The 18,073-nt window shown below is 59.8% G+C and carries 16 protein-coding genes and 1 pseudogene; 5 read left to right on the forward strand and 12 right to left on the reverse strand.

What is annotated here, in order from left to right:
* Window positions 1-56 precede the first annotated feature (56 nt).
* Window positions 57-1,052, reverse strand: a pseudogene (locus HPO_RS05670) (NAD(P)H-dependent flavin oxidoreductase); the annotation flags it as partial.
* Between the two features lie 223 nt (window positions 1,053-1,275).
* Between HPO_RS05670 and HPO_RS05675 the strand changes: the two are divergent.
* Window positions 1,276-3,168, forward strand: coding sequence for an acetyl-CoA hydrolase/transferase C-terminal domain-containing protein (locus tag HPO_RS05675; RefSeq protein WP_051612332.1), 1,893 nt, complete (start codon window positions 1,276-1,278; stop codon window positions 3,166-3,168).
* 19 nt (window positions 3,169-3,187) lie between these two features.
* Here the strand turns inward: HPO_RS05675 and HPO_RS05680 are convergent, their stop codons facing one another.
* The 5 genes from HPO_RS05680 to HPO_RS05700 all read right to left on the reverse strand — a co-directional run bounded on the left by HPO_RS05680 (window position 3,188) and on the right by HPO_RS05700 (window position 6,815).
* Entirely contained in the window at window positions 3,188-3,649 is a 462-nt protein-coding gene (locus HPO_RS05680) for an acyl-CoA thioesterase (protein WP_051612333.1), read from the reverse strand.
* 127 nt (window positions 3,650-3,776) lie between these two features.
* Complete coding sequence (locus HPO_RS05685) at window positions 3,777-4,043, reverse strand: hypothetical protein (protein ID WP_035595637.1); 267 nt, start codon at window positions 4,041-4,043, stop codon at window positions 3,777-3,779.
* 190 nt (window positions 4,044-4,233) lie between these two features.
* Window positions 4,234-5,136: a hydrogen peroxide-inducible genes activator gene (locus HPO_RS05690; protein WP_051612334.1), complete on the reverse strand. Its 903-nt coding sequence runs from the start codon at window positions 5,134-5,136 to the stop codon at window positions 4,234-4,236.
* A 384-nt stretch (window positions 5,137-5,520) separates the two neighbouring features.
* Complete coding sequence (locus tag HPO_RS05695; protein ID WP_035595642.1) at window positions 5,521-5,826, reverse strand: DUF190 domain-containing protein; 306 nt, start codon at window positions 5,824-5,826, stop codon at window positions 5,521-5,523.
* Between the two features lie 2 nt (window positions 5,827-5,828).
* Window positions 5,829-6,815: a sodium-dependent bicarbonate transport family permease gene (locus HPO_RS05700; RefSeq protein ID WP_035595645.1), complete on the reverse strand. Its 987-nt coding sequence runs from the start codon at window positions 6,813-6,815 to the stop codon at window positions 5,829-5,831.
* A 359-nt stretch (window positions 6,816-7,174) separates the two neighbouring features.
* Between HPO_RS05700 and leuC the strand changes: the two genes are divergently transcribed.
* Genes leuC through HPO_RS05715 form a run of 3 tightly spaced genes read left to right on the forward strand, consistent with a single transcriptional unit; the run spans window position 7,175 to window position 10,220 of the window.
* Window positions 7,175-8,605: a 3-isopropylmalate dehydratase large subunit gene (gene leuC / locus HPO_RS05705; RefSeq protein ID WP_035595648.1), complete on the forward strand. Its 1,431-nt coding sequence runs from the start codon at window positions 7,175-7,177 to the stop codon at window positions 8,603-8,605.
* Window positions 8,595-9,200, forward strand: coding sequence for a 3-isopropylmalate dehydratase small subunit (gene leuD / locus HPO_RS05710; RefSeq protein ID WP_084324181.1), 606 nt, complete (start codon window positions 8,595-8,597; stop codon window positions 9,198-9,200). The genes leuC and leuD overlap by 11 nt, the downstream gene beginning before the upstream one ends.
* Window positions 9,201-9,221: 21 nt before the next feature.
* On the forward strand, window positions 9,222-10,220 hold the full coding sequence (locus tag HPO_RS05715; RefSeq protein ID WP_035595650.1) for a phosphoglycerate dehydrogenase: 999 nt from the start codon (window positions 9,222-9,224) through the stop codon (window positions 10,218-10,220).
* Between the two features lie 56 nt (window positions 10,221-10,276).
* Here HPO_RS05715 and HPO_RS05720 read toward each other — a convergent pair whose 3' ends face one another.
* Window positions 10,277-11,080 (reverse strand): MipA/OmpV family protein, encoded by an 804-nt coding sequence (locus HPO_RS05720; protein ID WP_084324182.1) that lies wholly within the window; start codon window positions 11,078-11,080, stop codon window positions 10,277-10,279.
* A 69-nt stretch (window positions 11,081-11,149) separates the two neighbouring features.
* Here HPO_RS05720 and HPO_RS05725 point away from each other — a divergent pair, with 69 nt between their 5' ends.
* Entirely contained in the window at window positions 11,150-11,632 is a 483-nt protein-coding gene (locus HPO_RS05725; RefSeq protein ID WP_084324183.1) for a MarR family winged helix-turn-helix transcriptional regulator, read from the forward strand.
* 61 nt (window positions 11,633-11,693) lie between these two features.
* On the opposite strand, the gene HPO_RS05730 is transcribed toward HPO_RS05725, so the two are convergent.
* The 5 genes from HPO_RS05730 to HPO_RS05750 form a co-directional block, all read right to left on the reverse strand.
* Entirely contained in the window at window positions 11,694-13,091 is a 1,398-nt protein-coding gene (locus HPO_RS05730) for an MFS transporter (protein WP_084324184.1), read from the reverse strand.
* A gap of 66 nt (window positions 13,092-13,157) precedes the next feature.
* Complete coding sequence (locus tag HPO_RS05735) at window positions 13,158-13,916, reverse strand: class II aldolase/adducin family protein (RefSeq protein WP_035595659.1); 759 nt, start codon at window positions 13,914-13,916, stop codon at window positions 13,158-13,160.
* A gap of 59 nt (window positions 13,917-13,975) precedes the next feature.
* Window positions 13,976-14,284: a DUF4387 domain-containing protein gene (locus tag HPO_RS05740; RefSeq protein ID WP_035595661.1), complete on the reverse strand. Its 309-nt coding sequence runs from the start codon at window positions 14,282-14,284 to the stop codon at window positions 13,976-13,978.
* A 37-nt stretch (window positions 14,285-14,321) separates the two neighbouring features.
* On the reverse strand, window positions 14,322-15,701 hold the full coding sequence (locus tag HPO_RS05745; RefSeq protein ID WP_035595663.1) for an acyclic terpene utilization AtuA family protein: 1,380 nt from the start codon (window positions 15,699-15,701) through the stop codon (window positions 14,322-14,324).
* 59 nt (window positions 15,702-15,760) lie between these two features.
* Window positions 15,761-17,983 carry a TonB-dependent receptor gene (locus HPO_RS05750; RefSeq protein ID WP_035595666.1) on the reverse strand — a complete coding sequence of 741 codons (2,223 nt, stop codon included), beginning with the start codon at window positions 17,981-17,983 and terminating at the stop codon, window positions 15,761-15,763.
* Between the last annotated feature and the right edge of the window lie 90 nt (window positions 17,984-18,073).

Here is an 18,073-nt window from a genome sequence, read left to right on the forward strand (position 1 = left end):
CCGGGCAGCAGAAATGCGCGCCCGGCTTTCTTTCCAATTACAATGCCCTACCGCGATCAGAGGATACGGGCGCGGGCCTGCTCGTATTGCTTCATGATGTTGCTGACGAGTTCCTGGCAGGTCGGAATATCATGGATCAGCGCCTGGCTCTGACCGGTGGTCCAGATGCCGCCGTCCATGTCACCGTCGCGCAGCACGTTTTCGCGGCCCCGGACACCGGCCATCAGTTCCTTCACGTCCGCGAAGGTCTTGGTCGGATCCCTCTGGATTTCAGCAACCTGAACGGAGATGTCGTTCTTTGCGACGCGCGCCGTGTTCCGCAGCGAGCGGCCAACGAGAACCGTGTCGAGCTCGTTGTTCTCAACGATCTTTTTCTTCACGTTTTCATGGATCTTGGCTTCCACGGTGGCGCAGAAGCGGGTGCCCATATTGACGCCGTCTGCGCCCAGCACGATGGCCGCCGCCAGACCGCGGCCGTCTGCCATACCGCCCGAGGCGATGACGGGCACGTCCACCGCATCAACGGTAGCGGGCAGCAGAACGATCAGGCCGACATCATCCTCACCAGGATGGCCAGCGCACTCGAAACCGTCGATGGAGATGACATCAACACCTTTATTTACTGCGGAAACCGCGTGGCGAACCGAGGTGCATTTGTGGATGACCTTGACGCCGTTTTCCTTGAAGCGCGGCAGGTGGTCGGTGGGCGCGCGACCAGCCGTTTCGACGATTTTGACGCCGCTGTGGATGATCGCTTCGCGGTATTCGTCATAGGGAATCGGGTTGATCGAGGGCAGCAGCGTGAGGTTTACGCCGAAAGGCTTGTTGGTGAGCTTCTTGGTTTTCTCGATCTCGGCGAGGAGTTCTTCGCCGGACTTGAACATGTGAGCCGTGATGAAGCCGAGAGCGCCTGCATTTGCAACAGCAGCCACGAGTTCGCCGTAGCCCACGCCGGTCATGCCGCCCATGCAGATCGGTGTTTCTACGCCGAACATTTCGGTCAGACGTGTCTTGAGTTTTGCCATGTCACTCCCCTGTCTCTGGCTGCAGCGCGGGTTGAGGGCCGCAGCGTCTTGGTTTCACAGATGAGACATGGCACAGGCTGGAAGGCGTTTGGAAGGCGTCACCCAGCGGCAATCCGGGGCTGTTTCGGCCTTTTGGCAGGCAGACTGGGACACCAGATGGACAAATCCGGACACTTTCGGACAGTTTCGGACACATGCACGACGCCCCTGGCCCACCCGGCACCCGCCGGGACAGATTGGAGACTTATTCATGACGGGGACGCCCTTTTTCTCGGAGACCACCCTGCCCGCCCGGCACACTTCCGCCGAAGCCTGCGCGCGGGCGGTGATCGAACGGGTAGGCAAGGATGTGCGCTTGGCCCTGCCCCTTGGCCTCGGCAAGGCGAACCGTCTGACCAATGCTCTCTATGACATCGCCAAGGCTGATCCTTCGGTGAAGCTGACGATCTTCACGGCACTGACGCTGGTGCGGCCGAAGCTGGGCGCGGGACTGCCGGCGCAGTTTGGGGGGCCGGTGGTCGAGCGGTTGTTCGGGGACTATCCGGATCTGACCTACGCTGTGGACCGGGCGCGGGGCGCCCTGCCCCCGAATGTGCAGGTGGAGGAGTTTTTCCTGGCGACCGGCACACTGCTGAACAACGCCTATGCCCAGCGCCATTACAACAGCGTCAACTACACCCATGCGATGCGCCGCATCGTTTCGGCGCGGGTCAACGTGATCGGCCAGATGATCGCGGCGCAGGACGGGCGCTACAGCCTCTCCTGCAATACCGACATCACGCTGGACCTCATCCCCGAGCTTCAGCGCCAGACGGGGCGGGAGAGCTTTGTGGTGGTTGGCGAAATCAATGATCGCCTGCCTTTCATGACCAATGATGCCGAGGTGCCCGCCAGCGAGTTTGACATGCTGCTGGACGGGGGCGGGTATGACCTCGCGGGGCTGCCGGCCGCGCAGGTGGACCTGTTGAGCCATGCCATCGGCCTGCGGGCGGCGCGGCTGGTGAAGGATGGCGGAACCCTGCAGATCGGCATCGGATCCCTGGGAGATGGGGCGGCGCAATCCGTCCGCCTACGGCATTTGGACCCGCCTGCCTTCAACGCCGTTCTCGGCGCCCTGCCCGGCCCGGCCGGGCCGGTGGAGGAAGGCGGCGACGGGGCGTTTGAGCAGGGCCTCTATGGCTGCACGGAAATGTTCACCCAAGGCATGCTGGAGCTGCTGCGTGCGGGCATCTTCACGCGGCGGGTGCGCGAGGGCAGCGCGGTGACGATTGATGGCGGGTTCTATCTTGGCCCGCAGAGCTTCTATCAGGCCCTGCGCGAGGCGGGGCCGGACCTGCTCGCCGCGATCAACATGACCAGCGTGGCGGATGTGAACGCGCTCTATGGCAATGAAGCCGCCCGCCGCCGCGAGCGCGTCCATGCGCGCTTCATCAACATAGCCATGAAGGCGACCTGCCTCGGTGCCGTGATCTCCGACGCGCTGGAAGACGGGCGGGTGGTGAGCGGTGTTGGCGGACAATACAATTTCGTGGCGCAGGCGCATGAGCTGGAAGGTGCCCGGTCGATTATCCTTGTGAAAGCCGTGCGCGAGGCGGGCGGCAAGGTGGAGTCCAACATCGTCTGGTCTTACGGCCACACAACTGTGCCGCGCCATCTGCGCGACATCATCATCACCGAATATGGCGTGGCCGATTTGCGCGGGAAGACGGACGAAGAATGCGTGCGCGCCATGCTGGCAATTACCGATGCGCGCTTCCTCGACGGCCTTGTGCGCGAGGCCATCGCCGCAAAGAAACTGCCAGCGAATTTCACCGTGCCCGCCGCCTGGCGCGGCAACACACCGGAGACCGTTCGCCGCACGCTGGCGCCTCACGCCGCAAACCTGCCCGCCTATCCGTTTGGAAGCGAGCTGACGGAGGTTGAACGCGAGCTTGCGCCTGCGCTGACCTACCTGAGCGCGCAGATGGCGGCGCCGATGAAGCGCGCCAGGTTCATTCTGGGCGCGTTGTTTGCTGGCCCCGAAAAGACGGCGGAGGCCGCCTTCCGGCCTCACCTTGAGCGCCTGTCGCTGGCGGCGCCGGCCAGTTGGAAGGAGCGGCTGACGCAGAAGCTCGTGCTGCAGGCACTGGCGAAGACGCGATGAAAAACGGCCCTCGGCGCAGCTAGACCGGCGCGCCCCTGGCGAGCACGGGCGGGGCGTGAATGATCATGTCCTGCAGTACGGCTTTCAGGCTTGCTGACAGAGGGCTTGAGCCAGCGGGGGTCGCCTGAACGAAGGTGGTGGTGCAGATACCGACGCAGCGGCCATCCTGATACATCGCCTGGCCGATCTCGTAGGACGCTGTCCCGATGTGGAGGATGCCTGTGCAGACCTCCACGTCGTCCTTGTGGAAAACTTCAGCGAGATAGGTGACGCGGCTGTCTGCAGTGACGATGCGGGTCATTTCGTCCGGATCCACCTTCGCGAAGACATGGCGGGAAAATCTCGACCGCGCCTCATCATAATAAGCAGCGACAGAAATGTTGTTGATATGGCCGAGACTGTCTTCATCCATATAGCGGGTTTGAATGGCGCAGGAGAACGGATAGACGGCGCGGTCCTGGCGCCAGGCGGGAGGTTTCATATGCAAGGGCCCTGTTTGACTGCAATCAGTTTGGGCCGCTGTTCAGAGACATGACTTAGCGGCAGTCAAGCCGGAGAGGCCGCGCGCGGCCGCCCCTTTCCTGCCGAGGGGCAAACCACGCAGAATTTCAGGCCACAGCCCATTTGCCGCGCACGCGGTCGATAATTTCTTCTTCAGTGCCGCAGAGCTTGTAGACACCCACAAGCCGCACCTCATCCCCATGCGCTTCGTCCGCGGCGATTTCCAGTTCGAGCGCCGCGTCATCCTCACAGAAGTCGCAGAAGTCTACAAAGTCTACCATGTCGGAAAATACCAGAAGCCATTTGGCATTGCGCGTGATGCCGGCCCGGATCCAGGAACGAAACTCTTCAGAAATACCCGGATAATCCATCATCGGTGCCACCTTCCCAACTCGCTGCGTTAATGTTCCCTTAATGTTCTTTTCCCGCTCACAAGTCAAGCCCTATTGTTGCAGCACGGAGGGATGGGACAGGCCAGCGTCCCGATGGAGAGAGCTTTCCTTTGCCTGAGCGCAACCCCCGCGCCTTTGCGGGACTGGCGGTTACCGCTGTTCCGGCACCCAACTACAGCAGTTTGCTGGCAGCATTCTGCAGGCAACCGGATAGCGACAGCAAGCTCGCGGCGAGGGGCGAGGTCTCCCGCCAGATGAGCGCTATGTCTCTCCGCGCCATTGGGTGATCGATGAGGCGGATGTGAAGCCCGCGGTCCCGCCGCGCCTCGGAAAGCGCATAGAGGCTCGGAAGAATGGCGATACCCGCGCCCAGTTCCGACATGAGACGGATCGCATCGAGGGACGTGCCTTCATATTCGGAACTGACGGTAGCCCCGGCCGCCGTGGCCAGGTCTTGGGTAATCTCGCTCAACCTGTGCCCCTGACCGAGGGTCAGCAGCTGCCGTCCCCTGAGATGTTCAAGCCGGAGCGGACCATCGCCTTGCGTCAGTTCATCATCCGGAGGGCCGCACGCATAAAGCCTCTCGGCAAACAGATGCGCATAGTCTGTATCAGGATGATCTTCCGGCGTAGATATGACGGTGTCGAAAAGACCGGCCTGCAGACGCTCGTCCAGATCGACTGTACGTTCCTCCCGGACGCTCAGACGCAGTGCCGGAAAACGGGCACGCAGGTCGCCGGTGGTTTGCGGCAGAAGATAGGGCCCGATTGTTGGCAGAACGCCTAGCCGCAGGCGGCCGGAAAGCTCTGTCCGGCCCAGCTTCGCTACGGCTTTCAGGTCTTCGACCTCGCGGAGTATGACCCTGGCGCGCCGGACCAGTTCTTCTCCCGCCGGGGTCAGCAAAGCGCCGCGGCGCGACCGTTCGACCAGCGCAACGCCAAGCCCGGCTTCCATTTCGGCTACCTGCGCCGAAAGGCTTGGCTGGCTGACATTGACGGCCCGGGCCGCATCCCCGAACTTGCCGGTGTCGGCGATGGCGATGAGATATTGCATCTGTCGTAGTGTGGGGCGCACTTGATAGTTTTCTCCTATCGGATCGAGAGAATAGTTAGATTGGCGCTATTTAAATTCAATCCCATCTCCCGGGCAGACCAAGAGTGGTTTGCTAGAAAGGAGAAAAAAATGTTCCCCTCATTCCCTGTCTCAGGTACCCTGACTGACGACAGGACCTTGAGTTCCGCTGTGTCCTCCGCGCCCGGCAATACTTCTGCGCCGCCACGTTTCAGCGCGCACGACCGCCGCGCCTGGCGCCGCCGCCGCCGGCTTCGGGACCTGCGCAAGGCGCTTGTCAGAGCCGAATAGAAACCTGACCCGATCTGATTTGCGAAGTGGCTGCAAACGCCACCGCCAGAGTGGCCGGCGCCGCCTCATCTGCGAGGTGGCGCCGGTCATTTGTGCTCAGAACCGATCTGGGCGAAGCACGTTCACTTCACCGATGCTCAGTACACCGATGTGATTACTCAGCAGGCTTTCAATCTCTTTCAGCGCCGCCTCGATCTGCTCCTGTGCGCCGATCGACACGACAACCACCATATCGCTGGAGGCAGAAATATCCGCATCCCTGTTCCAACGGGTTTGCCGCCCGAGGCCGGAAATGGCCGGCAAGACCGTGTAGCCGGTTAGGCCCGCCTCTTCGAGGATCCGGCAGGCACGCGGAGCCGCCATCCGTTCAATGATGAGTTCACAGCGATAACGCACATGCATGATCAGGCCACTCCGGCAGACACCATTTTCGCCAGCCATATATATAGCGGCAGTCCAAGGATGAGATTGAACGGGAATGTTATTCCCAGCGATAATGTAAGATATATTGATGGCCTGGCCTTTGGCATCGCAAGACGCATTGCAGCCGGGACGGCGATGTAGGATGCCGAGGCAGCAAGCGTTATCAGCAGGGCAGCATCGCCTGCGGGCATGCCATTGAGCGCTGCCACCCCGGCGGCGAGAAGCGCTGAAACCAGCGGCATATATACGCCGAACGCAATTGTTCCGGGGCCAAGCTGCCGCCAGCCATTCCGCAGGCCGCGCCCGGCAGAGAGACCCATATCCAGCAGGAAGAGACAAAGGACACCCTGAAACGGCGTCACGAAGAACGGGGCAACAGCTTGCATCCCGGCTTCACCGGTTATCCACCCGATCACAAGCGCGCCGAGAAGAACGACCACCGACGCGTTCAGCAGGACCTCCCGCGCCAACTCGCCTTTGTCAGACCCTGCCACCGCCTCCGATCTGGCGCCGCCGCGATTGGCTATCACGAGCGCCGAGATGATGGCTGGCACTTCCATCAAGGCTGCCACTGCCACGAGATAACCTGCCGCTTCGAGCCCCGCAGCCGCGACGGCCTGCCCCGCCGCCACAAAGGTCACAATCGAGATCGAACCATAGTGCGCGGCAGCGGCGGCGGCGTCGATCCGGTCCAATCGAGTGGTCAGGCGCAACAGCGCAAAAGCTAATACCGGCAAAAGGAAAGACAATCCGACGGCTGACATCATCACCAGCCCTGCGTCCCAGCCGAGTTGGCCCTTGGAGATTTCGACGCCGCCCTTGAGGCCTATCGACATCATCAGATAAATAGCCAGGCCTTTGGCGAAGGCTTCCGGTATTGTCATCTGCGACCGCAGCAACGCCGCGCCGAGCCCCAGGAGGAAAAACAGGACGATGGGTGAGAGGAGCGTGGCGAGGGCTATGTCCATGCGTCTGGCTCCCGAGAATGATCCCGGGCCGAGCGTCTAGCGCTGCAGCCATCCCAGCCGCCAATCACATTATGCGGGCGGGTCGAGAGGAAAAAACTATAATAGAGTTTGGCAGCATCCCCGCTGCTTGCAGCTAAGGGGCCATCCGGCGGAAGAAGAATCAGCTCGTCGGGGCCTCCGATCCCCGGTCTGCTGCCTGAGTACGGAGTTCTGCACCTTCCAGCTGCGTTGTAACTGCTACAATTGCGGGAACGGAAAGACGTCGCGAGTTCCGAATGGATTCATGCGATATTTGCAACGCACAACACTGCCGCCCCCTGCTAGACGTTCCAGGCAGAAAGCTACCAAACCGGGGCCTAATGGCAGACAACAGAACTCTGTACGACAAGCTGGTCGATAGCCACACCATCCGCCCGCTGGATACCGGCAGTGACGAAGTGCTGCTCTACGTGGACCGTACCGTGCTTAATGAATACACGAGTCCGCAGGCTTTCACTGGTCTGCGGGAAGCCGGGCGCCCGGTGTTCCGTCCGGAATCCGCACTCGCCGTGATCGACCATGTGAATTCGACGCGGCCAGAACGCATCGCTTCCCCGCAGGCGCAGGCAGATGACCTGCAGATGTCGTATTTTGTCCGTAACTGCAGAGACTTCGGTATTGAGCTGTTTGACCTTTATCACCGCCAGCAAGGTATTGAGCATGTCGTGATGCCAGAACTTGGCCTTGCCCTGCCCGGTCTCGTAATCGCTGCGGGGGACAGCCACACGACCACATATGGCGCCTTCGGAGCTCTGGGCTTTGGCATTGGTACGTCCGACATCGAACATTTTCTGGCGACCCAGACACTAGTTTACCGGCGGCTGCGGAATATGGAGATCGCCGTGAACGGCGACCTGCCTCCGGGCGTGACCGCGAAAGACCTGATCATGGCCGTGATCCGCAAGATTGGGGCTGACGGGGCACAGGGGCACGCGGTAGAATTTACAGGCGCAGCGATCCGCAGCCTGTCGATCGAAGAGCGGATGACGATCTGCAATATGGCAGTGGAGTGCGGCGCCCGCGGCGCGCTGGTCGCCCCGGACGAAAAGACCTTTGCATACCTCAGGGATAAGCCCCGCGCGCCCAGGGGGGATGCCCTTGATGCAGCCCTAGAAAACTGGCGCACGCTGCGCACCGATGAGGGCGCGGTGTTTAACGCGCGCGTGGAGATCGCGGCCGGGGATATCGAGCCGATGGTCACCTGGGGTACGAGTCCGGATCAGGCCGCGCCGATTTCGGACATCATCCCCGACCCTGCCCGTGAGGCCAGCCCTGCCCGGCGCAAGGATGCCGAGCGCGCGCTGGGCTATATGGGCCTATCGCCGGGAACCCGCTTGAGCGACATCCGCATAGACCATGCCTTCATCGGCTCGTGCACCAACGCGCGGATTGAAGACCTGCGGGCCGCCGCCGCTGTGCTGAAGGGCCGCCACGCCGCACCCGGGGTCAGCGCGATTGTCGTACCCGGTTCCCGCGAGGTGCGCCGCATGGCCGAGGCCGAAGGGCTCGACCGGATCTTCCGCCAGGCAGGCTTTGAATGGCGCGAGCCGGGATGCTCGATGTGCCTCGCTATGAATGATGACGTCATCGCGCCGGGTGAGCGCTGTGCGTCGAGCACCAACCGGAATTTCGAAGGGCGCCAGGGTGCAGGAAGCCGCACTCATCTGATGAGCCCGGCTATGGTCGCGGCGGCGGCCGTTTGCGGTCATCTCTGCGATGTGCGCACACTGGAGCCCCGCCATGCCGATTGAACGGTTCGGGCGCGCCTCAGGTGTTATTGCCACTCTGCCCGCTGCCAATATCGACACCGATGTGATCATGCCGAAGATCTTTCTGAAGGGCATCGACCGCAGCGGCCTCAACCGCGGCGTGTTCCATGACCTGCGCTTCGACGAAGATGGCAGCCCCCGTCCCGATTTCGTGCTGAACAAGCCTCCCTGGACCAAAGCGGCGTTTCTGGTTGCCGGCGCCAATTTCGGCTGCGGGTCATCGCGGGAACATGCTGTCTGGGGGCTGCGGCAATTCGGGATCCGGGCCATCATCGCGCCCTCCTTTGCTGGCATCTTCTTCGACAACTGCGCCCGCAACGGCCTGCTGGCGATTGAGTCAGACGACTCAACCGTTCGCCTGCTGACAGACCACGCCGCCACCGGCGAAAACATCACCATCGATCTGGACGCCCAGACGATGGAAGCGGGAACCGCCACGGTCCGGTTCGACATCAGCGAACGGCGCAAACACATGCTGCTGAAGGGGCTCGACGGGATCGGCATGACGCTTCAGTGGCGCAACGAGATCGAAACATTCCAATCACGCTATCTGGGCGAACGCGCTTGGCTGGCCTGAAGACACTCAAGGACACGCTGCATGAGCAACCCGCCCCGGAAGGTGGTCGTCACCCAGAAATTTTTCGATGACGCCGCCATCGGTTATCTTCAGGACAGGAACATTGAGGTCGTGATCGCAACCCTGCCCCCCGGCAAGGGCGAAGGCGATCTGGATGTGGAGGACATCCGCACCCTGCTGGCCGGGGCCGGCGGATGGATTGTGGGACATGCCCGCATCACTCGCGAAGTATTTCAGGCACTTCCCGATCTGGCCGTCATTTCACGCCGCGGGGTGGGCTATGAAAAGGTTGATGTGCAGGCCGCCAAAGAGCTTGGCCGGGTTGTGGCCATTGCTGCGGGCGGGAATGATGCCTCGGTGGCGGATCAGGTGATCGGCATGATGATCTCGATCGGCCGCCGCTTCCAGGAAGCCCAGCGCGCGATGAATGCCGGCAAGTGGAACATCCTTGTCGGGACAGAACTCTACAGGCGCAAGGTCGGTATTGTCGGATTCGGCCGCATCGGGCGCAGCCTTGCCAAACGCCTCAGCGGATTTGAAGCCGAAATCCTGGTCTGCGCCCCGCGCCTCGCCCAGGAAGACGTGGAAACATTCGGCCTGCGCCATGTCGACTTTGAAACCCTGCTGAAGGAGGCCGACTATATCTCCGTACACGCCCCCCTTACGCCTGAGACGCGGCATATGTTCAATGCCGGAGCATTTAGTATGATGAAGTCTTCCGCTGTACTCATCAATACGGCCCGCGGCGGGCTGGTCGACGATTCCGCGCTGCTGGCGGCTCTGGAAAGCGGACAGATCCTTGGCGCGGGGCTGGATGTCTACGAGAGCGAAAGCGATCCTTCAAAACAGCCTGTGACCGACGCCCTGATCGCCCGGCAGGATGTGATTGCCGCACCACATGCTGGCGCTTCAACCTATGAAGCGCTGGCGCGCACCAACATGATTGCTGCGCTGTGTGCGGCAGAAGTGATTGACGGGAAAAGCCCTCCGGCCGCCTGCATTGTAACGGATGGGCGATAAGGCAGAGCAGCGCAAAACGGCCAGTTTGAACTGGTCGTTTTGCTCCGGCGACAGATTTAAAACTTGAACCGCAAGCCAACTCCGAAACGTTGCTGGGCTTCATCGCCCTCAATCGCAACAACCGGGCTGTCGGCTGCGTCCCCAAGGAGATGCTTGTGGCTCGCTATACCAACGATACCCCAGTTCTGAGTCAGCATGTATTCAGCCGAAATCTGAAAATCGACATCCTTGATGCCGCTGCCCGCTTGATAGAGTGGCAAGCCTGATCGCAGAGCATTGTCCGCATCAATACTGAAATATGTGTTCATATAATCTTCGCTTGCATAACGGCTTTTGATATCTAGTCCGATCCCGAACCTGTCTGTCATTTGCCGATCGTAACCCACACCGAATGTTGCGACATAGCCGTCATGCGTGCCGGACGTATCAGCGAGAAACTCTGCGCCAAAGGAAAGCTGATCTCTCAGCGTAAATACGCTCTGATATGTGAGCTTGCCAAAGACGCCGGCTTCCAGCGCATCATCAATCTGCCTCAGACGACCGACTGTGACATTTTCAACGTCATCGCCGCGACCGCTGCGAAAGGACGCAATCGGTCCGAATTCCAGCGATTCATAAGGGGAAATGTCCAGCTCAACATCATCGCCAAATGCCCGTAGGCTGAGGAACTTGTAATTCACCTCGGCCGCAAAGAGCGGCACTGGTTCGGGATCGGAGGAGCCCTCATAATCAGGCCGGGAGGCTGCGCCCCCTACAACAAAGCCGGAAACTCTATCTTCGGCCGCCGCCTGAGGGTGGCCCCAGCAAGGCCAGATCAAGGAAACGGCCAATATGGATATTGTGCATTTGTAACCTGTCACGTTGACTTCCTTTGGGTGAGCTTAAACAGCGTTTGCTGCAGTGCAAATTATTAGTAAGGATCCTTACTAATGGCAACGGGAGACAACACGATGGTTCATGAAACTTTGTTAGAGATTGAGGATGCCTTCAAATTGTTGGCGGACATGAACGTCATCCAGAACCATGTCGCGGCGCGGTTCACCGCAGATGTTCCACTGGACCTCAGCATTGCTCAGTTCGCCATTCTGCAATTCTTCTTCAGAAGACCAGGACTGCGCACAAGCATCAATCAGCTGGCGGACCACTTGTCGCTCAGCAAGGCCAGCGTGGGCGACAGTGTCGAGAAGCTCAAGAAGAAGCACTACCTGCTCGTTGAGCCTAACAAGGAAGATAGAAGAAGCCGGCTGGTATCGATCACGGAAGAAGGTCTGAAGGCCCACAGTACAGCGCTGGCCGCCATTCGGCCCTTCCTCATGGAAATGCGTGACGGCGTTGGCGCAACAACCTTCCCGCGCGCAATCGCCCTGCTGCAGCCACTTCGGGAATGGCTGCGCATGAACAAGCAGGAATAATCGTCGTGCCTTTTGAGGTGATCACCTTCCCGGCAGAATGCTGATCACCCCGGGCTTCAGATCATCCGGCGGTGACGGGCGCCTCTGCTTCGCCGTTCTTCAGCGCCGCGCGCGCGCGCAATGTTTCCCGGTCCTGGGCATGGGCTTCGCGCGTAAGAGGGTAGTTCCGGCACATCAGAATGCACAGTGCAAAGATTACCACGGGCACAAGCGTAAAGACCAAGATCAGCCCCATTCTGTGATCAGGGTTTTCAGGCATTTCCGGGTTGAAACCGATCAGCGCGAGCAGCAGGAAGCTGACCCCGATGGCAGTGGCCTGCCCGATCTTATAAGACGTGCCCATGAAGGCAAAATAGAAACCCGCCTTGTTGAGATCGGTGCGGACTTCCTCGCGATCCACCTGATCGGCGATCATGGCACGGAGCAAAGCCTGCGGGGCGCCGAAGCTGAGGCCGAGAAGCGCCACCAAGGCAATGAACAGCCAGAGATTACCCCACATGAGCGCCGGGATCAGAACAAGGTTGCACACCAGCGAGTAAAGGCAGACGATCTGCAGCGCTGTATGCTTCTCCAGCCGCTTACTGACCCATAGCCAGAGCGGAATGCCGATGATGGAGAAGATGAAAAAGATGAGCAGGATACTGCTCGCCCCGCTCTCCATACCAATCACCCCCCTTGCGACGAACAGGAAGGTCGACGCCGTGATTCCGACACCAATTCCCACACAGATTTCCACCGCGAGGATCCGCCAGATCGCCCGTTCCTTCATGCCGGACAGGATCTGCGAGAGCGTCATCTTCGGGCGATCGGGGATGACCGGTGTGATCGACTTGTCGGGAACGAGCGCGAAAGCAACCAGGATCGTCAGCGGGAGGACCAGCGCAAGGAACCAACCCATCGAGGCAACTTCGCCATATTCGTCGAACGAGAACCAGCTACCCAGTAGCGCCGGCAGGGAGAGGATGAGCAAGGTTCCACCCGCGCTCATCATTTCGCGGTAGCCAAAAAGTTTCGATCGCTCGTCATAATCCGGGGTCAGATCAGCACCCCAAGCCTGATGAGTCGTCTGTAAAAATGTCCACCCTGTATAAAGCACCAGAAGCTGAAATAGCAGCGCCCAGGCGCTGGCAGGCTCTCCCCTTGCAGGCATGAACAGAAAGAATGCCGTTACGCACAACAGAGGCACGCTGAGCGCGATCCAGAACTTGCGGCGACCGTGGCGCCACTGAAACCGATCCACCAGGACGCCCACGATCGGATCAGTGACGACGTCCCATATCCGGGCAATCATGAAGATAAAGCCGATCGTGGCCAGCCCCAAGCCTCCCTGCCCAGCATAGAGGGGCGGGAGGTAGGTGGTCACCGGCATGCCAACCGCCGTGATCGGGATCGTCAGACTACAATAGGCCAACAGCTGATGTAACGGCAGTCGGAAACTTTTCTTGGAGGGGGCAGACATTCTTCTTCCGATCCTGAAACGCGTATTCTGAGGATATCGTTATCCCACCGAGCGGAAGGAGGTCGCTTATGAATCAAAGCCGGAATTGATCCGGTTGAGGCGGCGCAGCAAGGCTGGCCAGACGAGCATGTCAGCGGCGTGCGACATACTCTTCGACTGCGACTCAACAACAGACTGAACGTCTTCCTGCGGCATACGGAGCGTCCCGCCCCCCTGAGCTGCGATCTGGATGGAACAGGCCCGCTCCAGGAAATACATGAACGAGAACGCCGCGGCGACCGAATGGCCAACTGACAACGTGCCATGATTGCGCAGGATCATTACGTTGCTTGTGCCAAGGTCCGCCGTGAGACGCGGGCGCTCATCATGATTAAGCGCGATACCTTCATAATCATGGTATGCAAGCTGGCCGTTCAGCAGCATGGCCGTCTGGTTGACGGGCAACAGCCCCTCTTCCTGACAGGATACCGCTACGCCATCCACAGTGTGAAGATGCAGCACGCACTGAGCGTCCTCGCGTGCCTCATGAACGGCAGAGTGAATCGTAAAGCCCGCCGGATTAACCCAGGCATCGGACTCTCCGATCTTTTGGCCATCCAGATCCACCTTGACGAGCGACGAAGCCGTGATTTCTTCAAATAGCCAGCCATATGGATTGATCAGAAAGTGGTGTTCCGGACCCGGAACACGCGCAGAGATGTGCGTGAAGACCAGATCATCCCATCCGAACATTGCGACAAGCCTATAAGCAGCGGCCAGATCACAGCGGACCTTCCACTCGGCATCTGAGCAGGACATCTGAGTTGGCCGGGCTGTCGCATTCATACTGGAGTACTTTCTGTCTGGCGTCTGACGGTTTTGTCTGAACAGCTATGCGGGATGGGCTAATCGAGCTCAATATCCAGAAGACGCACATATTGTTGCCCAGAATGCATATCACGCTCGACCATGCCGCCTTGCGGCGTTGCCCGGGGATAGGAAATTTTCACAAGATTGAGGTCGGGCACCGGAATATGCTTCACGAGCGCCGGGTTCGTGCCAAAAAGGTGGCCAAATACTTCTGGTGACAGTGCCGGGCTCGCGCTATAACGTTCAAAACTGCCTGGGCCATCGAACCAGATATCAATCGTGACCCAGAACGGGCCGGCCTGCTTCGAGCGCACATGCCGGGAAACTTCACCGAGCCTGGCCATTATGCTTTCCCCTTCCACGACGTTATTCTGTATACGATCACAAGTTCACCCATTTTGTTCGCACCAGTTCGAGGGGATCGCTAACCTCGACAACATGGTTCAGTTTGAACTCGTAGACCTGTCCGCGCGGCACATCTGCCGGGGAGAAGGCAAACCCGTAGCTGGGCAATTCCTTGTCCATCACGGCGGGGTAATGGAAGAAATACGGGTTGCAGGCATGGGTAATGGCATTTGCAATTTCCTGCGTGCGCGCTGTCGCGATGAACAACACACCCAGTTCCCGCGGCGCCGGCGTGCCTGCTGGCACAGGCCTGCCATCGACCGCGTTCCAGCCATACATCCGGATTGAAATGTGGAAATCGTCGTGCTCTTCCGGCGGCAGTGTCTGGCGTGCGCGCAGATACAGCGCGTCGAGGAAGCGGTCATGAAATCCGGATACATCCCGCAAAACGTCCGGATCCTGAATACCCACGAGCATGATTGTCTGGAATTTGCCTCCACCGGCGCCTTCCAGTTTCATCGTATAGGGACGCGGCTTCCATACAGCCCCGGTGACGCGCACGCTGCGCCTGTCGTCAAGCTCCTCATAGGTCACCTGTGTGACGTCCAGCTGCCCACCGGGCTCAGTGAGGATGTAGGGATCTGTGTTTTCGTACAGCATATGGGCCGAAACCCCCTCGCGTGCGCAGTAATTGTCGCGCGCCAGAGGTTCGACATCAAAACTGTCCTTGCCGATGCTCAGCAGCACACCGGCAGAATCCCGCTTCTCCGTACACTGCGCGCCGCACTCGCCCACTTTCCCCGCATGCCAGGAAGCCCCCCAGCCAGCGCCCTTCCAGATGGGGAAGCTCGCGAGCACTGCCGGATCGGTCGAACGTCCGCCCAGGATGACATCTGCCCCCTGCTCCAGCGCCGCAATGTAAGGCTCCACGCCCATGAGCGCGACGATATGGTCGCACGCGTCTACTGTCGCGTTTTCCAACACCCCAAGAGGAGGCAGCGGCCGGATACGGCCAGCGGTGTTGAACGTCTTGATATCGTCGCGTGTCTGCTCACTGTAAAGCAGCGCGATCTTGGGCGAAATACCCAGTTCAGCGACGATTTCAAGCAGGATATCCCGCGTCCAATCGACATTCAGATCGCCGCCTGCCTGGCCGGATGTCCCAATGATGACGGGGATACCCGTGCGCGCATGCGCTTTCATGAGGATCATCAGATCCCGCTTCACGGCGCCGCGGCTGTTTTTTGATTTTCCGGTGGCGAGATAGGCTGCACCACTGTCTGTGGAACCGGCATCGGTGGCAATCGCGTGCGCGCCCCGGGACAGTCCGTACTCAACTTCGTCTTCACGCACTCCAGCGCCCAAAGACCCGCAGGGCACAAGCAGTTTAATGGGCAGTGTCAGTTCTTCACTCATATCAAACCTGAATTCATCGGAAAGAAACGGGAGGAGCGCCAGGCGCCTCCCGCTGGAGGTCAGTAGTCCCAGGAGAGGGTAACACCATAGGTGCGGGGAGGATTGAACGCACCGAAGTTGGCCCCGAGAAAACCGCCCTGGAACGTCCGTGTCCGCTCGTCTGTAAGGTTTTTACCCCAGAACGATACGCTCATCCCGTTGCCGAGCCCTTCGAGCATGACCCGGGCATCCACGAAGCTCGTCGCGTCCCGAAGTTCGGGAGGCTGGTTGCTGTTGTCGTCGAAAATCTTGCTTGTGTACTGATAATCGACTGCGAAAGTCAGATCCGGCCCATTCGCCAGCGTCAAGGTGTAGGAAGGCGACACAGTCACCTTGTGCTTGGGCGAACGGGAAATCCGGTTTCCCGAATAATCCACGCCATCTTCCACAAACTCGTCAAACACGGCGTCAGTATAGGCATAGGCCATGGCCAGATTGAAATTCGAGGAGGGGTTAAGCTGGAGCTGGGTTTCATAACCCTGGATATGCGCCTCGCCGGCATTGGTGATAATGCGGACTCCATTGTCCGTCTGGGTCGTCTGAAGATCGGTATAGTCGACATAGAACAGCGAATTGTTCCAGATCATCGCGCCGTCGAGGAACAGGCTTTTATGCCCAATCTCATACTGTACCGCCACTTCCGGATCGAAAGGCGTAACGGCAGCAGCGGCATCTGACGGCTCGCTGTTGAACCCGCCGCTCTTGAAACCGCGCGATACGCTGGCATACGCCATATGGTCCGATGTAAGCTGGTATTCCAGGCCCGCACGATAGGTCAGATCATCAAAATCGGCTGACGCTGTCGCATCGAACAGGTCATCCGCCCGCAACGGCACATTGCTGTCTGTATTGAACACACGCTGCGTCTTCTCGTCTTTCGAATAGCGCAGGCCGCCAAACACCGTCAGCTTGTCCGTAACCGGAACAGACACATCGCCAAACACGGCATGGCTGTTGAGTTCGGCATCAGCCACGAACGCATCGAACAGCTCAATTGGCGCAATCATGGCCGCATTCAGAACCAGGCTATCGGTCCGCAGCACATTCTGATTGTAGCGATACAGGCCCACAACCCATGTGACCGGGCTGTCGGGAAGTGATGACAACCGGAGCTCCTGGCTGGAAAGCTCTGCCGTTTCCTCGTTTCCGCCGCTGATATTGATGGCATTAAAGCCGGGCGAGGAAGGATCCGGATTACCGCCGTCAAAGTCGTAGCCGAAGCCATAGTCAAGATCACGGTAGGAAACCAGCGCTGTCAGCGTTGCAAAACTGAAGTCATAGGAAACTTCCCCACGCGCGCCCCAGGTGTCGCGCTCCAGGAAGCCCGGATCAGACCCATAGGTTACATCCGGATCGAAATTCTGTGTGTAGAAGTTCGACAGCGGATTAGTTTCGTCGAGTTCCAGAACATGGTTCGCGGTACCTGCAGCCCGGTCCCGTGTCCCATCCAGGGTGAAATGTAGCCGCAGGCTGTCGGTCGGCTCCGCGTAATATTGCAAACGGCCACTGATCGTCTCCTGATCGTCAACATCCCTGCCCAGGAAAGGGTTTTCCACGTAGCCGTCATTGGAGCGATAGGAGCCACTCATCCGCAGGGCGGCGGTGTTTCCAGCCAGAGGTACGTTGAGGAAGCCCGCCCCGTCCAGCCGGCCGTAATTGCCGACTGTTGCGTTTGCTCCTGCGCCGAAGCTGTCGGTCACCGGCCTCTTCGAGATCACATTGATCGCGCCGCCCACAACATTTCGCCCATAAAGGGTGCCCTGCGGCCCTTTGAGAACCTCGATCCGCTCGACATCGAAAGCGTCAAAGGCGACCGCTGATGGTCTGCCCAGATACACCTCGTCCAGGAATACGGCCGAGCTCGGATCCCCCGAGGCGCCGCGGTCGCCAGAGCCGATGCCGCGAATGTAAAGGCGCGGCTGGGAGGCGGGAAACGCATCAAAGCTGAGGCCCGGCGTACGCGTGACGATATCATCAATCTGCTGGATGCGCGCGGCGGCGACCTCATCGGCGCCGAAAACGGTAATCATGACCGGAACGTCCTGCAGGCTTTCGCTTCTGCGCTGCGCGGTCACGGTCACCGTTCCCAGCGTTCTGGCGCTCTCCTGAATCTCTTCAGATGGCGCAGCAGCTTGCACGCCGGATTGTTCTGCGCTCTCCTGCGCCTGGGCCGTGGCGGCGCAGAATGCCAGCACGCCGAGGGAACAGGCGCCCGCCGCAAGGCGGATCGAAAGTGACTTCATAAGGTACTCCTCCCAATACGTTTCATACGGCGTGTTGCCCGCCATCCTGGTCGGCTTAGGACATGGAACCGTCTTTCACGTGGCAAGGAT

Source organism: Hyphomonas polymorpha PS728, assembly GCF_000685315.1.
Taxonomy (GTDB): domain Bacteria; phylum Pseudomonadota; class Alphaproteobacteria; order Caulobacterales; family Hyphomonadaceae; genus Hyphomonas; species Hyphomonas polymorpha.